Annotated in this window: 17 protein-coding genes; 11 read left to right on the top strand and 6 right to left on the bottom strand. The window is 73.0% G+C overall.

The features are described 5' to 3' along the window. The first annotated feature begins 101 nt into the window (after positions 1-101). A complete protein-coding gene (locus AB4Z02_RS08235; protein WP_441970326.1) occupies positions 102-1,046 on the top strand; it encodes a heme o synthase in 945 nt (314 codons plus the stop codon). On the opposite strand, the gene AB4Z02_RS08230 is transcribed toward AB4Z02_RS08235, so the two are convergent. From AB4Z02_RS08230 to AB4Z02_RS08205, 6 genes are all read right to left on the bottom strand, one after another. After that, positions 983-2,305, bottom strand: coding sequence for an MFS transporter (locus tag AB4Z02_RS08230; protein WP_441970325.1), 1,323 nt, complete (start codon positions 2,303-2,305; stop codon positions 983-985). The genes AB4Z02_RS08235 and AB4Z02_RS08230 overlap by 64 nt on opposite strands. Next, positions 2,302-2,880 carry an ArsR/SmtB family transcription factor gene (locus AB4Z02_RS08225; protein WP_056885226.1) on the bottom strand — a complete coding sequence of 193 codons (579 nt, stop codon included), beginning with the start codon at positions 2,878-2,880 and terminating at the stop codon, positions 2,302-2,304. Before AB4Z02_RS08225 ends, AB4Z02_RS08230 begins: the two co-directional genes overlap by 4 nt. A 56-nt stretch (positions 2,881-2,936) precedes the next feature. Beyond that, positions 2,937-3,128: a hypothetical protein gene (locus tag AB4Z02_RS08220; protein WP_056885225.1), complete on the bottom strand. Its 192-nt coding sequence runs from the start codon at positions 3,126-3,128 to the stop codon at positions 2,937-2,939. Positions 3,129-3,169: 41 nt separating this feature from the next. Beyond that, positions 3,170-4,111: a COX15/CtaA family protein gene (locus AB4Z02_RS08215; RefSeq protein WP_235531573.1), complete on the bottom strand. Its 942-nt coding sequence runs from the start codon at positions 4,109-4,111 to the stop codon at positions 3,170-3,172. A gap of 490 nt (positions 4,112-4,601) precedes the next feature. Beyond that, a complete protein-coding gene (locus AB4Z02_RS08210; RefSeq protein ID WP_056885223.1) occupies positions 4,602-5,357 on the bottom strand; it encodes an ABC transporter permease in 756 nt (251 codons plus the stop codon). After that, positions 5,354-6,073 carry an ABC transporter ATP-binding protein gene (locus AB4Z02_RS08205; protein WP_056885222.1) on the bottom strand — a complete coding sequence of 240 codons (720 nt, stop codon included), beginning with the start codon at positions 6,071-6,073 and terminating at the stop codon, positions 5,354-5,356. The genes AB4Z02_RS08210 and AB4Z02_RS08205 overlap by 4 nt, the downstream gene beginning before the upstream one ends. Before the next feature lie 145 nt (positions 6,074-6,218). Here AB4Z02_RS08205 and AB4Z02_RS08200 point away from each other — a divergent pair, with 145 nt between their 5' ends. The 10 genes from AB4Z02_RS08200 to sufU all read left to right on the top strand — a co-directional run bounded on the left by AB4Z02_RS08200 (position 6,219) and on the right by sufU (position 16,278). After that, complete coding sequence (locus AB4Z02_RS08200) at positions 6,219-6,410, top strand: hypothetical protein (RefSeq protein WP_441970324.1); 192 nt, start codon at positions 6,219-6,221, stop codon at positions 6,408-6,410. 138 nt (positions 6,411-6,548) lie between these two features. Further along, positions 6,549-6,725, top strand: coding sequence for a hypothetical protein (locus AB4Z02_RS08195; protein ID WP_162253942.1), 177 nt, complete (start codon positions 6,549-6,551; stop codon positions 6,723-6,725). 67 nt (positions 6,726-6,792) lie between these two features. Then, positions 6,793-9,780 (top strand): helix-turn-helix transcriptional regulator, encoded by a 2,988-nt coding sequence (locus AB4Z02_RS08190; protein WP_441970323.1) that lies wholly within the window; start codon positions 6,793-6,795, stop codon positions 9,778-9,780. Between the two features lie 74 nt (positions 9,781-9,854). Further along, positions 9,855-10,631: a helix-turn-helix transcriptional regulator gene (locus AB4Z02_RS08185; RefSeq protein ID WP_441970322.1), complete on the top strand. Its 777-nt coding sequence runs from the start codon at positions 9,855-9,857 to the stop codon at positions 10,629-10,631. Further along, positions 10,628-12,049 carry a Fe-S cluster assembly protein SufB gene (gene sufB / locus AB4Z02_RS08180; RefSeq protein ID WP_441970321.1) on the top strand — a complete coding sequence of 474 codons (1,422 nt, stop codon included), beginning with the start codon at positions 10,628-10,630 and terminating at the stop codon, positions 12,047-12,049. The genes AB4Z02_RS08185 and sufB overlap by 4 nt, the downstream gene beginning before the upstream one ends. Before the next feature lie 61 nt (positions 12,050-12,110). Then, positions 12,111-13,325: a Fe-S cluster assembly protein SufD gene (sufD, locus tag AB4Z02_RS08175; protein ID WP_441970320.1), complete on the top strand. Its 1,215-nt coding sequence runs from the start codon at positions 12,111-12,113 to the stop codon at positions 13,323-13,325. Further along, positions 13,322-13,681, top strand: a complete 360-nt coding sequence (locus AB4Z02_RS08170; protein WP_441970319.1) for a non-heme iron oxygenase ferredoxin subunit — start codon at positions 13,322-13,324, stop codon at positions 13,679-13,681. The genes sufD and AB4Z02_RS08170 overlap by 4 nt, the downstream gene beginning before the upstream one ends. 2 nt (positions 13,682-13,683) lie before the next feature. Then, positions 13,684-14,442, top strand: coding sequence for a Fe-S cluster assembly ATPase SufC (sufC, locus tag AB4Z02_RS08165; RefSeq protein WP_056885216.1), 759 nt, complete (start codon positions 13,684-13,686; stop codon positions 14,440-14,442). Positions 14,443-14,494: 52 nt separating this feature from the next. Then, the gene (locus tag AB4Z02_RS08160) at positions 14,495-15,793 is read left to right on the top strand and encodes an aminotransferase class V-fold PLP-dependent enzyme (RefSeq protein ID WP_441970318.1); all 1,299 of its coding nucleotides are present in this window, start codon (positions 14,495-14,497) and stop codon (positions 15,791-15,793) included. Further along, positions 15,793-16,278 (top strand): Fe-S cluster assembly sulfur transfer protein SufU, encoded by a 486-nt coding sequence (gene sufU / locus AB4Z02_RS08155; RefSeq protein WP_056885214.1) that lies wholly within the window; start codon positions 15,793-15,795, stop codon positions 16,276-16,278. Before AB4Z02_RS08160 ends, sufU begins: the two co-directional genes overlap by 1 nt.

The following is a 16,278-nucleotide window of genomic DNA, read 5'->3' as shown; positions in this document are numbered from 1 at the left end:
GCGTGAGCCGCGTCGCATCGAGTCCCGTCGGTCGGCACCCTCCGGCCGGGGATAGACTGGGCGCGCCCGCCAGCCCCCCAGCAGCACCCGCGAAGGACGCCGTGACCGCACTCGATCCGACTGCCCGGATCTCCGCGTCCCCCGCTCCGCCCCGGCGGCGCAAGGCCGCGGCCTACCTCGCCCTCACCAAGCCGCGCATCATCGAGCTGCTGCTCGTGACGACGGTGCCGGTGATGTTCCTGGCCCAGGGCGGCGCGCCCTCGCTGCTGCTCATCGTGGCGACGCTGGTCGGCGGAGCGCTCAGTGCCGGTGCGGCCAACACGTTCAACTGCGTCTACGACCGCGACATCGATGCGGAGATGCACCGCACGAGCAACCGTCCCATGGTGACCGGCGAGATCACGCCGCGCGAGGGACTGGTGTTCGGCGCCGTCCTGACCGTGGCCTCGACGGTCTGGTTCGCGCTGTTCGTCAACTGGCTGTCAGCCGCGCTGTCGTTGGGCGCGATCCTCATGTACGCCGTGGGCTACACCATGGTCCTCAAGCGCCGCACCGCCCAGAACATCGTCTGGGGCGGCGCCGCCGGTTGCATGCCGGTGTTGATCGGCTGGTCCGCGGTCGCGAACTCGCTGTCGTGGTCGGCCGTGATGCTCTTCCTCGTCATCTTCTTCTGGACGCCGCCGCACTACTGGCCGCTGTCGATGAAGTTCAAGGACGACTACGCCGCCGCGCACGTGCCGATGCTCCCGGTCGTGGAGCGGTTCGTCGTGGTGGCCAGGCAGATCGTCGCCTACTCGTGGGCCATGGTCGCCGCGTCGCTGGTGCTCGTGTGGGTCCACCCGATGGGCTGGCTCTACCTCGTCACCGCGGTCGTCACCGGTGCGATGTTCCTCGCCGAGGCACACCGCCTGCTGCGCGCAGCCAAGGCCGGCGAGGGTCCGAAGGTGCTGCGACCGATGCGGCTGTTCCACTTCTCCATCACCTACGTCGGGATCCTGTTCCTCGGCGTCGCGCTCGACCCGCTGTTCCACCTGCCGGTCGGCTGACCCGCGTCGTTGGGCAGGTCGCGCAGACCGCGCAGCGGGCTCCAGAACATCGCCAGGCAGGCGACCGCGTGGATGGCCGCCATGATCGCGATGGTGGGCCGCAGTCCCAGCCCGCTGCCCAGCCAGCCGGCGGCGAGCCCCGCCAGCGGCATGGTGCCGAGGTTGACCACCTGCGCGGTGGTGACCTGCCGGGCGACCATCGACTCGGGCACGTAGCGGTTGCGCCAGGCCCCGCGGATGACGTTGCCCGCGACCACCGCCGTGCCGACGAGCAGCTGGCCGAGGACGAACAGCACCAGCCCGGCTCCCCGGGTGGCCAGGGGGAGCAGCAGGGCGGTGGGCCCGGCGAGGACCTGCAGCCACACCAGTGCGCGGGCGCTGCCGAGGCGTGCGGAGACGCGGGTGGCGACCGCCGCACCGAGGAACCCGCCGAGGCTCCCGGTCGCCATGACGGCACCCACCGCCGCAGGGGCGAGGTGCAGCTCGCGCACCAGGAAGAGGACCAGCAGCGCGCCGTACCCGGTGAGCCCGAAGTTGGACACCCCGCCCAACACGGTGAAGAAGCGCAGCAGCCGGTCGCCGCGGATGTAGTCGACGCCCTCCCGGATGCGGGTGCGCAGCGGCGCGACCGCCGTGGCGTCGGTGTGCGGGGTCGGGGCCAGCCGCAGCCTGGCGAGGCAGACGGCCGAGACCAGGAAGCTCGCGGCGTCGACGGCCAGGCCCAGGGCCGCCGAGCCGAGCTGCGCCAACAGCCCACCCACCCCGGGTCCGGCGACCTGCATCGCCGACTCGGTGCCGAACAGCCGCGCGAACGCCTGCTCCTGCTGCGCGGGCGGTGCGACGTGCCTGACGAGCGCGGGGTACGCGGCGCGGAAGAAGACGGTGCACACACCGTTGCCGAGCGCGGCGAGGACCACGTGGGTGAGGGTGAGCCGGTCGAGGGTCCACGCCACGGGCACGCCGGCGAGGACCGCCGCGGYGGCGAGGTCGCTGGCGACCATGACCCGGCGGGCGGGCAGCCGGTCCACCCAGGCGCCCGCCGGCAGGCCGATGACCAGCCACGGCACCCACGCCGCGGCAGTGAGCAGCCCCATCCAGCCCGGGCCGGCGTCGAACGCGACGACGGCGAGCAGCGGCAGCAGGACCGAGGTGGTGGCGTTGCCGAGGACGCTGACACTCTCGCCGAACCAGAGCAGGCTGAAGTCCCGGTTGTGGCGCAGGGGGAGGGCTGCGGCAACCGGTGCGGGGCGGGTCGTCACGGCTGGGCCGGGAACCCTCGGGCGAAGACGAACACGGGTTCGCGCTCCTGCCCGTCGTCGGGCACCTCGCGCCGCGACCAGCGCACGAGCACGTCGACCAGCTCGACCGAGAGCTCGCCGAGCTCGGCAGGGGTGAGCCGCATCCAGTTCTGGGTGGCGAAGGCGGCCTCGTCCCACTCGGGGACGGAGGCGGCGTTGGCGTTCCACTCCCGGGTCCGCTCGAACTGCCGCTGCAGGGCCAGCGCCTCCGCGGCGTAGGCGGCCGTGACGGCTGCGGTGTCGTCGGCGAAGTCGGCGCGGGACCACCGGGTGCCGGGGTCGACCAGCCGCCACCAGCGCTCGCGGCGGTCCTTGGCCAGCTCGGGTGCCTCCTCGACGAGGCCTGCCTCGGCCAGGACCTTGAGGTGGTGGCTGGCGCTGCCGACCGCCTGGCCGGTGCGCTGGGCGAGTGCTGAGGCGGTCGACGGGCCGTCGACCTTCAGGGCGTCCATCATCCGGGCGCGGAACGGGTTGGCCATGGCGGACAGGGCCTTGGCCTCGGTGATGCGGCGCACGCCGTCACGTTCTGGTGGCATGCCGCAAGACTAGTTGTACAACCCCTATTGCACAAGAATCCTTGTGCAATAGGGGTTCAGCGTTGGCAGCCCACTGGCGTCTGCACGATGCCGGTGGCCGGCATGGCGGTCTCCACGGGGCTGGCCTGACCCCACTGGCTGCACTCGGCTGTCGGCTGCGCGGCCTGCCAGAACGCCCAGACGGCCACGAGCGCCAGCACGAGCCGCAGCGCCACCCGACGGTTGATGGTCCCCCTCATCGTCCCCATGGGCCGAGTATGCACCCGTGGGGGGTCGGTGGTGCAGGCCTTCAGGCCGCCGAGACGTGGGCGGCGGCACGCTGGCGCACGACCGCGCGGGTGAGGGCGACCACCAGCAGGGTGGCGAGCAGCATGTGCAGGACCACCACCGGCCAGGGCAGGCCGGTGAAGTACTGCGTGTAGCCCACGACACCCTGGGCGACGGTCACCGCAGCGACGGCGGCCCAGGCGCGGGCGGGCTCCGGCCGCGTACCGGTGAGGCGGGCAGCAACCCACACGGCCAGGACCAGGCCCACGAAGAGCATCACGGCGTCGGCGTGCAGCCAGGACACGGTACGGGGGTCGAAGCCGAACCGGGCCGGGTCCTTGGCGTCACCGGAGTGCGGCCCCGAACCGGTCACGACGGTGCCGAGGGCCAGCACCACCGCGCCCACCGCGGACGTGGCCCAGCCGAGCCGCTCGGCCAGCGGGTGGACCACCAGTGGCCGCGCGCCGGCGGGCTCCTGCGCGCGGAAGTAGAGGTAGGCAGCCGCCGCGACGAGCACCATCGACACCAGGAAGTGGGCGGCCACCGTCAGCGGGCTCAGGCCGGTGAGGACCGTGATCCCGCCGAGGACGGCCTGGACGGCGACCCCACCGAGGACGACAAAGGCGGGGACGAGCAGGTCGCGGCGCCGGCCGGCCCAGCGCCAGACCGCGACGACCGCCAGCAGGGCGGCGATGCTGACGACGCTGGTGAGGGTGCGGTTGCCGTACTCGATGTAGCGGTGGTAGCCCTCGGCCTGGTGGGGGACCGGCGTGAAGGAGCCCGGCACGCACTCCGGCCAGGTCGGGCACCCGAGACCGCTGCCGGTGAGCCGGACGAGGCCGCCGGTGACGACGATGAGCACCTCGACGACGAGGTTGGCGAGGAGGATGCGGGGGAGCCAGGTGGCGCTCGCTGTGGCCGCCACGGGGGTGGGGCGGGACGTCGAGACGGGTGCTGCGGTCACCCCCTGAGGGTACGTCTCAGGGGGAACCCCGAGGTGCGTGGGGGAGACACCCCATGGTGGGCCGGCCTCGTCGCTGCCTGACTGGTGGCATGACGCAGCGAGCATGGCCGGTGGCTGTCGTCGCGATGCTGTTCCTGGCCGCGACGCACCTCCACGGGGTCGTCCACGAATCGAGCGCGGCCGCCGTCGTGTCGGACCTGTTGACCGGCGTGCTGTGCCTGGGCGGGGCGGCCGCGGCCTGGGTGCTGAGGCCGGCCCAGCGCAGGGGCAGGCTCCTGCGACGAGCGTGGCTGGTGTGCCCGACGGCCCTGGGCGGCGCGGTCGTGCTGGTCCAGGTCGTGTGCGCCGGCGCACTGCAGGCTGAGCGGACGCCGGTGGCCGACTGGGGCGTCGAGGGCTGGGCGGGGTTCGGTGCCCGCGAGGGTGCCTGGCTGGTCGGTGGCGTCGCCCTGGTGGCGACGGTGGTGGGGTTCCGTCGGGAGCTGTCGGCTCAGTCGCTCCAGCGGAACAGGCGCCGGGCCAGCGCGGTGGCGAGCGCGCCCCACACGACCAGGACGGCCCAGTCCGAGAGGCTCACCGACCCGTGGACCAGCGCGACCCGCAGGCTGTCGCCGAGGGCCGCCGAGGGGAGGAGCGCCACGACCGGGGCAAACCGGTCCGGCAGCTCGCTCCCGGCGATCACGACGCCGCCGAGGGCGAGCAGGACCAGCCACACGAGGTTGGCGAGGGCGAGCACGCCCTCGGCCCGCAGCGTTCCGCCGAGCAGCAGGGCCAGGGCCACGAACGCCCACGTCCCCAGCAGCACCGACACCAGCGCAGCCGGCACCCCGGACCACGCCGGGTTCCAGCCGAGTGCGAGGCCTACCGCGCCGAGGACCACGAGCTGCAGGCCGATGACCGACAGGACCGCGGTGGCTTTCGCCGCGAGCAGCCCGGTGCGGCCCAGGGGCGAGACCCCGAGCAGCCGCAGCACGCCGTAGCGGCGGTCGAAACCCACGGAGATCGCCTGGCCGGTGAAGGCGGACGAGATCACGCACAGGGCCAGCACGCCGGGCACCACGAGGTCGACGCGTCGTCCGCTGCCCACCGAGATGCCGGTGGTCGACACGAGCCCGACGAGGACGGCTATGGGCAGGACGAGGGCCACGAGCAGCTGCTCGCCGTTGCGCAGGAGGGTGACGGCCTCGAACCGGGCCTGCGAGAGCACGCGGGCGCGGGCAGGGGCCGCGGCGGTGGCGGTGGTCATGCGACCGCCTTGCGGGTGAGGGCGAAGTAGCGGTCCTCGAGCCGCTGGCCGGCCGTGACCTCGTCGAGCGTGCCCTCGGCCACGACGCGACCCGCGGCCACGACGACGATGTGGTCGGCCAGGCGCTCGGCCTCCTCGAACGAGTGGGTCGTGAGGACCACGGCTGCGCCCGCGTCGGCGACCTCGCGGACGAGGTCCCAGACGTCGAGTCGGGCGTGCGGGTCGAGGCCGGCGCTCGGCTCGTCGAGGAAGGCGACCTCGGGCCGTCCGACGAGCGCGGCCGCGAGCGCGACCCGCTGGCGCTGGCCGCCGGACAGTCGGCGCACCGACGTCGCGCCGAAGGCGCCGATGCCCAGGCGGGCGACGAGCCCCTCCGGTCCCTCGAGGTCGGCCGGCGCGGCATACAGGGAACGGAGGTGGCGCAGCAGGGGCAGGGGGCGGGCGGAGTTGGGCAGGCCGCCGTCCTGAAGCATCACGCCGACGCGGGCGCGGTGGTCGGCAGCCGCGTGCCAGGGGTCGGTGCCGAGGACGCGCACCTCGCCGGAGTCAGGACGGCGCAGGCCCTCGCAGCACTCGACCATCGTCGTCTTGCCGGCGCCGTTGGGTCCCAGCACGGCGGTGACCCGGCCTGCGGACGCGGTCCACGTCGCTCCGTCGAGGGCGACGACGCCGCGGTAGCGCTTGGCGAGGCCCTGGACGACGACTGCTGGTGGCACGCCCCGAGTCTAGGCGCGACGCGCCCACCTCAGTGCCACGGGGCGCCGGTGAGGACTGGGCACCTGCCCCATGCCCGAGGGGGCCTCAGGAGCGCAGCCTCGACTGCAGCGCCCCACCCGGGGACGTCCCACCCGAGGAGAAGACATGAACCTCACCGCCCACCCCCTCACGGTCCTCGCCGAGCTGCAGTGGAAGCAGGAGAGCCTCGGCGGCGCCAACCTCGCGACGACCGCGAGCGCCCACACGCGGCACGCCACCAGAGGCAGCCACCCCTGGCGCAGGTTGGTCGTGCGCCTCTCCGCGCGGCGACTGCGGCACACGCCCCGCCCTGTCTGAGGGCCCGTCCGAGGGCCTGTCTGAGGCCCCCGCTCCGGAGCGCGCCGCCGAATAGGGCACCTGCCCCATGTGGGCAGGCACCTCAGGACCGCAGCGTGGAACCACACCACCAGAGCACGACCGTCGAAGGAGAGCACCATGAGCATCACCGCAGACCCGCTGTTCGTCACCGCAGAGGTCGACTACCGCCGCGAGAGGCTGGCCTCCGGGCTGCCCACCGCGCGGCGTGCCCGCCGACACCACGGCGCAGCCCTCGCGCTGCTCAGCCGAGCACCGCGGCTGCACCACCGCCACGGCGTGGCTCGCACCGCCTGACGTGGCGGCCACCGCGGCCCCCCGGACCCACCCCACGACGTCGGTGCCCTCCGACATAATCGCCGGTGTGGGTCTCGAGGCTGCCGGCAACGGCCTGTTCGTCGGCCGCGACGACGAGGTCGCGCGGCTCGTCGAGCTGCTCGGCGTAGGGGGGCCGGCCGCGTCGTCGTCCCGTCACGGCAGCGTCGTGCTGTCCGGCGACGCCGGCATCGGCAAGACGCGGCTGCTGTCCGAGGTGGTCGCCACCGCCCGCGCCTCGGGCTGGCTGGTCCTCGTCGGCCACTGCCTCGGCGAGACGGGCCAGTCCCTGCCCTACCTGCCCTTCAGCGAGCTCCTCGGCCGGCTCGAGGGCGCCCAGCCGGAAGCGGTCGACCGGCTCGTGGCTGCCCACCCGGGCGTGGCGCGCCTCGTACCCGGCCGCCGCGCCGAGCGCGCCGACGCACCCGAGCGCGACGAGCGTGCGGGGCGCCCCGAGCTGGGCGACGACGCTCCTCGGGGTGCGGCCGACCGGGGCGACCTCGTGGAGGCCGTGCACGCAGCCCTCGAGGACCTCGGCTCCCGCACCCCCGTGCTGATCGTGGTCGAGGACGTGCACTGGGCCGACCAGTCCTCCCGCGACCTGCTCACCCTCCTCTTCACCCGCGGCTTCACCTCAGCGGTCAGCGTCGTGGCCTCCTACCGCAGCGACGACCTGCACCGCAGGCACCCGCTGCGAGCCACCCTCGCCCACTGGTCGCGCCTCGGCGAGGTCGGGCGGCTCGACCTCGACCCGCTGCCCGACGCGGCCGTGCGCGAGCTGGTCCACGCCCTGCAGACCCGGCCGCTGCCCGAGCGCGACGTCCGTGCGGTCGTCCAGCGGGCCGAGGGCAACGCGTTCTTCGCCGAGGAGCTCGTGGCTGCGTCGTCACTGGGCCGGACCGCGGTCGCCGACGACCTCTCGCGCCTGCTCCTCGTGCGTTTCGACCAGCTCGGAGCCGCCGGCCAGCACGTGGTGCGCATGGCCTCGGCGGCCGGTCGCCACGTCTCGCACCGCGCCCTGGCTGCGGTCGCCGGGCTGGGCGAGGCGGAGCTCGACGCCGGCCTGCGCGACGCTGTGGAGCACCACGTACTGGTGCCCGGCGAGGGCGGCGGCTACGCCTTCCGGCACGCGCTGCTGGGCGAGACGGTCTACGACGACCTGTTGCCGGGGGAGCGCGTCCGGGCCCACGAGCGGTATGCCGCGGCGCTCGCGGAGGACCGTACCCTGGGCACGTGGGCCGACCTCGCCCGTCACGCGGAGGCGGCCGGCCTGCGCGACGTCGCCCGCGACGCCAGCATCCGCGCCGGCGGGTCGGCGCTGCGCATGGCGGGCCCCGAGGAGGCCTACCGCCACTTCAGCCGCGCGCTCGCGCTCGTGACCGAGGACGACCCCGCGGGCGAGCTCGACGCGGTGACGTTGCAGGCGGCGACCGCCGCCACGGCCGCCGGGCGCGCCCTCAAGGCCCTCGACCTGCTCGAGGAGCGGCTGGCCCGGCGTCCTGTCGACGCCGACCCCGCTGGTCGGGCCGAGCTCCTCGCGGCGCTCGCGACGACCGCCCGCATCACCGAGAGCACTCTCGACACCCTCGCGGCGACCAAGGAGGGCCTCGGCCTGCTCGACCTGGTCGCGGAAGGCCACCCGGTCGTGCGCGCCCAGCTGCTCGCCGCCCGGGTGCAGGCCCTGGCCGACCGCGGTCGCGACGAGGAGGCCCTGGCTGCCGTGCAGGAGGCGGTCGACGCCGCCCTCGCCACCCGGCAGCCGGCGCTCGCCGACGAGGTGAAGGTCGTCGCCGCCCGCATCACCGAGCGCGCGGGCGACCCCGACGGCTCCCGAGCGGCGCTCGAGGCCGTCATCGCCGCGTCGCACATGCCGGGCGACCCCGCGGAGGTCCGCGCCTACCACCACCTCGGCTGGCTCCACCACCGCGCCGGCCGCCTCGACGAGGCCGTCGACGTCTACCGCCGCGGCGTCGAGCGGGCGCGTGCCGGGGGCCGTCAGTGGGCCCCGTACGCCTTCGACGGCCGCCTGCTGGCCGGCATCGCGGCCTACGAGCGCGGCCGGTGGGACGAGGCCCTGGAGATCCTCGACGTGGCGGGTGAGATGCCGCCGGAGCCGGCCGCGTCGCTGCTGACCGGTGCCCGGATGTACGTCGCCGCGGGCCGCGGCGACGTTGCCGCGGTCGCCGGGTACGACGCGTCGCGGCCGTGGTGGGACAGCGAGGGGCTGGTCTCCCTCATCACGGGCAGCGCCGCGGTCGACCTCCACGGTCACGCGGGTGACCTCGACCATGCGGTTGAGGTCCACGACGAGGTCGTCGACGTGCTCACCCGGGTCTGGCACCCGTTCTTCCAGGGGCAGCTGCGGCTCGACACGCTGCTGCTGGGCCAGCTGGGCAGCCACGTCCAGAGGGTGCCGTCGGCCCAGCGCGCTGCCCTGCTGGTCCGCGGGGCCGAGCTCGAGGCCTCGACGCAGCAGGTCTGGGACCAGGCCGTGCAGCGCCCCGGCAACGACGGGCCCGAGTCGACGGCGTGGCTGGCCCGGTCGCGGGCGGAGGCCCTGCGCCTGCGCTGGCTCGGTGGCGAGGGCGTCGACCCCGGTGAGCTGGTGCTGCGGTGGGAGGAGGCGGTCGCGGCCTTCGACGCCTACGGCCACCCCTACGAGGCAGCCCGGTCCAGGGCCCGGCTCGGGGTCGCCCTCAAGTCGGCCGGTGACCCACGCGGCTCCGCCGAGCTGTCGACCGCGCTCGCCGTGGCCCAGCGGCTCGGCGCGGAACCCCTGCGGGCCGAGATCCGGGCCACCGGTGGAGCGCGACCCGCGGCACGCCCGACCTCACGGCGGGGGGAGGCCCTGACCGCACGCGAGGAGGAGATCCTGGCCCTGGTGGCGCTCGGGCGCAGCAACCGGCAGATCGGGACACAGCTGTTCATCAGCGCGAAGACGGCCAGCGTCCACGTCTCCAACATCCTCGCCAAGCTCGGGGTCGCCGGGCGCGGTGAGGCGGTCGCCGTCGCCCGCGAGCGGGGCCTGCTCCGCTGAAGGGGGCCGGGCCCGGCCGGGGTAAGGCTGGCCTTGCTTTCGCGCTGTCACCGCAATTACGTAACATTGGCGTTGTGAATATCGCTGTGGCCCCCCAGGTGCTCGAGTCGCGCACGCGCGACCGGGTGCTCAAGGTGACCAGCGAGCGGGGCCCGGTCACCGCCGCGACCCTCGCCGAAGAGCTCGGCCTCACGACCCCCGCCGTCCGCCGCCACCTCGAGAACCTCGAGGAGGCCGGCCTCATCGTCGAGCGCGAGCAGGCTCCGACCGGCGTCCACCGAGGCCGCGGCCGTCCCGCTCGGGCCTACGTCGTGAGCGACGCCGGCCACCAGGCCCTCGACTCCGACTACGACCACCTCGCCATGGAGGCGCTGCGCTTCCTGTCCGACGAGGCCGGCGACGGTGCGGTCCGGCGCTTCGCCGAGCAGCGTGTCGCGGACCTGGAGCAGCGGTACGCCGCGGAGCTCGCCGACGCTGGCACCTCACCGGCCGCCCGGGTCGACGCCCTCGTGGCCGCCCTGACCCGCGACGGGTTCGCCGCGTCAGCCCGCCCGGTGGGGGAGCAGGCGAGCCCGTCGCCGTTCACCGGCATCCAGCTGTGCCAGGGCCACTGCCCGGTCCAGGCCGCAGCCCGGGAATTTCCCCAGTTCTGTGACGCTGAGACTGATGCGTTCTCACGGCTGCTGGGCGTGCACGTCCAGCGCCTCGCCACGCTCGCCCACGGCGACCACGTGTGCACCACCTTCGTGCCGACCGGCGCGAGCCCACCGGCCGCGACCGGCACCCACCCCCCGAGCACCCCACCCGCCACCACCACCGCTGTCACACCAACAGAAGGGTCCACGCGATGACCACCCACATCGAGGAGCTGAACCCGGGTCTGAAGGACCTGGGCCGCTACGAGTACGGCTGGGCCGACAGCGACAGCGCCGGCGCCACGGCCAAGCGTGGCCTCAACGAGGACGTCGTGCGCGACATCTCCGGCCGCAAGAGCGAGCCCGAGTGGATGCGCGACCTGCGGCTGAAGTCGCTGCGCCTGTTCGGCAAGAAGCCCATGCCCAGCTGGGGCTCGGACCTCACCGGCATCGACTTCCAGAACATCAAGTACTTCGTGAAGTCGACGGAGAAGCAGGCCACCACGTGGGACGAGCTCCCCGAGGACATCAAGAACACCTACGACAAGCTCGGCATCCCCGAGGCGGAGAAGCAGCGCCTCGTCGCCGGCGTCGCGGCGCAGTACGAGTCGGAGGTCGTCTACCACCAGATCCGCGAGGACCTGGAGGAGAAGGGCGTCATCTTCGTCGACACCGACACCGGCCTGCGCGAGCACGAGGACCTGTTCCGCGAGTACTTCGCGTCGGTCATCCCCGCCGGTGACAACAAGTTCGCGGCGCTCAACACCGCGGTGTGGTCGGGTGGCTCGTTCATCTACGTCCCGCCGGGCGTCCACGTCGACATCCCGCTGCAGGCCTACTTCCGGATCAACACCGAGAACATGGGCCAGTTCGAGCGGACCCTGATCATCGCCGACGAGGGCTCCTCCGTGCACTACGTCGAGGGTTGCACCGCGCCGATCTACAAGTCCGACTCGCTGCACTCCGCGGTCGTCGAGATCGTGGTGAAGAAGAACGCCCGCGTCCGTTACACGACCATCCAGAACTGGTCCAACAACGTCTACAACCTCGTCACCAAGCGCGCGACCTGCGCCGAGGGCGCGACGATGGAGTGGATCGACGGCAACATCGGCTCCAAGGTGACGATGAAGTACCCGGCTGTCTTCCTCCTCGGCGAGCACGCCAAGGGCGAGACGCTGTCTATCGCCTTCGCGGGCGAGGGCCAGCACCAGGACGCCGGCGCCAAGATGGTGCACGCCGCCCCCAACACCTCCTCGACGATCGTGTCGAAGTCGGTGGCTCGCGGTGGCGGCCGCACCTCCTACCGCGGCCTGGTCCAGGTGCTCGAGGGTGCCCACGGCTCCCGCTCGAGCGTGGTCTGCGACGCGCTGCTGGTCGACACCATCAGCCGGTCCGACACCTACCCCTACGTCGACATCCGCGAGGACGAGGTGACGATGGGCCACGAGGCCACCGTCTCCAAGGTCTCCGAGGACCAGATGTTCTACCTCATGTCCCGCGGGATGACCGAGGAGGAGGCCATGGCCATGATCGTGCGCGGGTTCGTCGAGCCCATCGCGCGCGAGCTGCCCATGGAGTACGCCCTCGAGCTCAACCGCCTCATCGAGCTTCAGATGGAAGGAGCCGTCGGTTGACCTCCCCACGAAGTTCTTCCTCCACTCCGTTCCCCCAGATACTTCGCGAGGACCCCGTCAAATGAGCCTTCTGGCCGAGAAGAACCCTGCCCAGAGCGCCGCATCCCACACCGACTCCGCCGAGGCCTTCGTGCCCGACCAGTCGCGGGCCGAGCGCAGGACCTCGTACTCCGTGGCGGACTTCCCCGTCCCCGGTGGCCGTGAGGAGGAGTGGCGGTTCACCCCCGTCGACCGCCTCAAGGGCCTGTTCTCCGAGGAGGGCAGCACCGAGGGCGCCGTCAGCGTGACCACGCAGGCCCCCGACGGCGTCGTGGTGAGCGAGCTGGGGATGGACGACGAGCGCGTGGGCTCGGCCTACCGTCCGGCCGACCGCGCCGCGGTCACCGCGTGGGCGGGAGCCGAGCGCGCCCTCCATATCGGGATCCCCGCCGAGGCCGAGCTCGACGCGCCGGTCTACGTCCGCGTGGTCGGGCAGACCGGTCGCGACAACGCCCACCTCGTCGTCGACGCGGGCCGCCACAGCAAGGCCACCGTCGTCCTCGAGCACTCCGGCACCGGTGAGCACACCGCCGGCGTCGAGATCCGGGTCGGCGACGGCGCGGACCTGACCTTCGTGACCGTGCAGGAGTGGGACGACGACGCCATCCACGTCGCCCAGAACGACGCGCTCATCGGCCGCGACGCCCACCTGCGCCACATCACCGTCACGCTGGGCGGTGAGATCGTGCGGGTGTCCACCAACGCGCGGTACTCCGGTCCCGGTGGCTCGTTCGAGGGTCTGGGCGTCTACTTCGCCGACGCCGGACAGCACCAGGAGCACCGGCTCTTCGTCGACCACGAGGCGCCCCACTGCCACTCCAACGTCGAGTACAAGGGCGCCCTGCAGGGCGAGACCGCCCACACGGTCTGGGTCGGCGACGTGCTCATCCGCGCCAGCGCCGAGGGCACCGACACCTACGAGCTCAACCGCAACCTCATCCTCGACGACGGGGCCCGGGCCGACTCGATCCCCAACCTCGAGATCGAGACGGGCGAGATCGTCGGTGCCGGCCACGCCTCGGCGACCGGCCGCTTCGACGACGAGCAGCTGTTCTACCTGCAGGCGCGCGGCATCCCCGAGGACATCGCCCGTCGCCTGGTGGTCCGCGGGTTCTTCGCGAGTGTCGTGGCGCGGATCGGCGTGCCCGAGGTCTCCGAGCGGCTCATGGCCGCCATCGACGTCGAGCTCGGCGGCACGGCCGCTGCGGACGCCGACCTCGTCGAGGTCTCCTCGTGAGCGCAGCAGCAGAGCTCGTCCCCGACGAGGAGTTCGTGCGCGTCTGCCGGCTCGACGAGCTGCCGGAGGTCGGCGCGGCCGCGGCCGACATCAACGGCACGCTCGTGGCCCTCGTCCGGACCAAGGACGGCAGCGTCCACGCGGTCGACGACACCTGCAGCCACGCCAACGTCTCGCTGTCCGAGGGCGAGCTGGACGGCTGCACGCTGGAGTGCTGGCTGCACGGCTCGCGGTTCGACATCCGCACGGGAGAGCCGTCGGGCCCGCCCGCGATCGTCCCCATCAACGTGTACCCCGTGAAGATCGACGGCGACGACGTCTACGTCGCCACCACCCCCCAGAGCTTGGAGCGCTGAGCATGTCCACACTCGAGATCCGCAACCTTCAGGTCACCGTCGAGACGGAGAACGGCACCAAGGAGATCCTCCGCGGCGTCGACCTGACCGTGAAGTCCGGCGAGACCCACGCGATCATGGGCCCCAACGGCTCGGGCAAGTCGACCCTCGCGTACTCCATCGCCGGGCACCCGAAGTACACCGTCACCGGTGGCACCGTCACCCTCGACGGTGAGGACGTCCTCGCGATGAGCGTCGACGAGCGAGCCCGCGCGGGCCTGTTCCTGGCCATGCAGTACCCCGTCGAGGTCCCCGGCGTGACGGTGAGCAACTTCCTGCGCACCGCCAAGACCGCCGTCGACGGCGAGGCCCCCAAGCTGCGCACCTGGGTCAAGGACGTCAAGGCCGCCATGGGCGACCTGCGCATGGACCCCTCGTTCGCCGAGCGCAACGTCAACGAGGGCTTCTCCGGTGGCGAGAAGAAGCGTCACGAGATCCTCCAGATGGAGCTGCTCAAGCCCAAGGTGGCCGTCCTCGACGAGACCGACTCGGGCCTGGACGTCGACGCGCTGCGGATCGTGTCCGAGGGCGTCAACCGCGTCAAGGACAGCACCGACGTGGGCGTGCTGCTCATCACGCACTACACGCGCATCCTGCGCTACATCAAGCCCGACTTCGTGCACGTCTTCGTCGACGGCCGGATCGTCGAGGAGGGTGGCCCCGAGCTGGCCGACCGCCTCGAGTCCGAGGGCTACGACCGCTACGTCGGCGCCTCGGCCTGACGCGCCGACCGCGACCCTGAGACTGCGCGAGTCGACGACCAGGACCACCTCGATGGCCTCCACCACGTTCAGCGACGAGCAGCTGGCCCGCATCCGGGCCGGTTTCCCGATCCTGTCCCGGACCGTCCGTGACGGCCGCCCGCTGGTCTACCTCGACTCGGGCGCGACGTCGCAGCGGTATGCCGGGGCGCTGGATGCCGAGCGCGCGTTCAGCGAGGAGGTCAACGCGGCGGTCCACCGCGGCGCCCACCAGCTGAGCGAAGAGGCGACCGACCGCTACGAGGGCGCCCGGGCGACCGTCGCCGGGTTCGTCGGCGGGGCCACCGACGAGGTGGTGTTCACCAAGAACGCCACCGAGTCGCTCAACCTGGTCGCCTACGGCTTCTCGGGCTCGGTGGCCGGCGAGGCCAAGGACCCCCGCCTGGACCTCGGTCCGGGCGACGAGATCCTCATCACCGAGATGGAGCACCACGCCAACCTCGTGCCGTGGCAGGAGCTCGCGCGCCGCACCGGCGCGACGCTGCGCTGGGTCGGCGTCACCGACGACGGCAGGCTCGACCTCGAGGGAGCGCACGGGCCCGCGCTCGGCGAGCTGCTGACCGAGCGCACCAAGGTCTTCGCGTTCACCCACGTCTCCAACGTCCTGGGCACCGTCAACCCCGTCCGCCGCCTGTCCGAGGCCGCGCGGGCGGTCGGTGCGCTGACCGTGCTCGACGCCTGCCAGTCGGCGCCCCACCTCGCCCTCGACGTCGCCGCCCTCGGGGTCGACTTCGCCGCGTTCTCGGGCCACAAGATGTACGGCCCGACCGGTGTGGGCGTCCTGTGGGGCCGGCACGAGCTGTTGGCGGCCATGCCGCCCTTCATCACCGGTGGCTCGATGATCGAGACGGTGCGGATGGAGGGCACGACGTACGCCGCCCCGCCGCAGCGCTTCGAAGCGGGGTCTCCGAACGCCGCGCAGGCCGTCGGCCTCGCCGCGGCCATCGACTGGCTGGGCGAGCTGGGCATGGACCGCCTGCACGCGCACGAGCTGGCCCTCACCGAGCGCCTGCTCGCCGGGCTCGCAGAACGCCCTTGGGTCCGCGTCGTCGGCCCGACCGACACGACCGACCGGGGGAGCGCGGTGGCGTTCGTCGTCGACGGCGTGCACGCGCACGACGTCGGCCAGGTGCTCGACGACCAGGGTGTCGAGGCGCGGGTCGGCCACCACTGCGCTTGGCCGCTGCACCGCCGCATGAGGGCGACGGCGACCACGCGAGCCAGCCTCGCGGCCTACACCACGCCGGCGGAGGTCGACGTCCTGCTGGACGCGCTCGACCGCGTGCCGGCCGTCTTCGGGGTGGCGAGCTGATGGACCTCTACCAGGAGCTCATCCTCGAGCACTCCAAGCGACCCCACCACGCCGGGCTGCGCCAGCCGTTCGGCGCGGAGGTGCACCACGTCAACCCCACCTGCGGCGACGAGGTCACCCTGCGCGTCGACGTCGAGGGGGAGGGGCTGGACGCCGTCGTCCGCGACGTGTCCTACGACGCCCTCGGCTGCTCCATCTCGACCGCGTCGACCAGCGTCCTCACCGACGAGGTCATCGGCCGCACCGTCCGCGAGGCCATGACCACCCACGAGGCGATGCGCGCCATGCTCACCTCCAAGGGCGAGGACGCCGGTGACGAGGACGTCCTCGGCGACGGGGTCGCGTTCGCCGGCGTCGCGAAGTACCCCGCCCGCGTCAAGTGTGCTCTGCTGGGATGGATGGCGTTCACGGACGCGTTGCACCAGGCAGGCATCGACACCACCAGCGAGTCCGGCACCACGGCCGCCACGAACACAGCACTGTGA

This window comes from Pedococcus sp. 2YAF34 (assembly GCF_052114585.1).
Classification (GTDB): Bacteria; Actinomycetota; Actinomycetes; order Actinomycetales; family Dermatophilaceae; genus Pedococcus.
The sequence above is the reverse complement of the archived record's forward strand: the minus strand, read 5'-3'. Positions and strand labels throughout refer to the sequence as shown.

Coding starts and splice junctions, on each gene's coding strand:
- AB4Z02_RS08225 (WP_056885226.1), bottom strand. CDS start 2,880: ATGCCACCAGAACGTGACGGCGTGCGCCGCATCACCGAGGCCAAGGCC.
- AB4Z02_RS08220 (WP_056885225.1), bottom strand. CDS start 3,128: ATGGGGACGATGAGGGGGACCATCAACCGTCGGGTGGCGCTGCGGCTC.
- AB4Z02_RS08210 (WP_056885223.1), bottom strand. CDS start 5,357: ATGACCACCGCCACCGCCGCGGCCCCTGCCCGCGCCCGCGTGCTCTCG.
- AB4Z02_RS08200 (WP_441970324.1), top strand. CDS start 6,219: ATGAACCTCACCGCCCACCCCCTCACGGTCCTCGCCGAGCTGCAGTGG.
- AB4Z02_RS08195 (WP_162253942.1), top strand. CDS start 6,549: ATGAGCATCACCGCAGACCCGCTGTTCGTCACCGCAGAGGTCGACTAC.
- sufB (WP_441970321.1), top strand. CDS start 10,628: ATGACCACCCACATCGAGGAGCTGAACCCGGGTCTGAAGGACCTGGGC.
- sufD (WP_441970320.1), top strand. CDS start 12,111: ATGAGCCTTCTGGCCGAGAAGAACCCTGCCCAGAGCGCCGCATCCCAC.
- sufC (WP_056885216.1), top strand. CDS start 13,684: ATGTCCACACTCGAGATCCGCAACCTTCAGGTCACCGTCGAGACGGAG.
- AB4Z02_RS08160 (WP_441970318.1), top strand. CDS start 14,495: ATGGCCTCCACCACGTTCAGCGACGAGCAGCTGGCCCGCATCCGGGCC.
- sufU (WP_056885214.1), top strand. CDS start 15,793: ATGGACCTCTACCAGGAGCTCATCCTCGAGCACTCCAAGCGACCCCAC.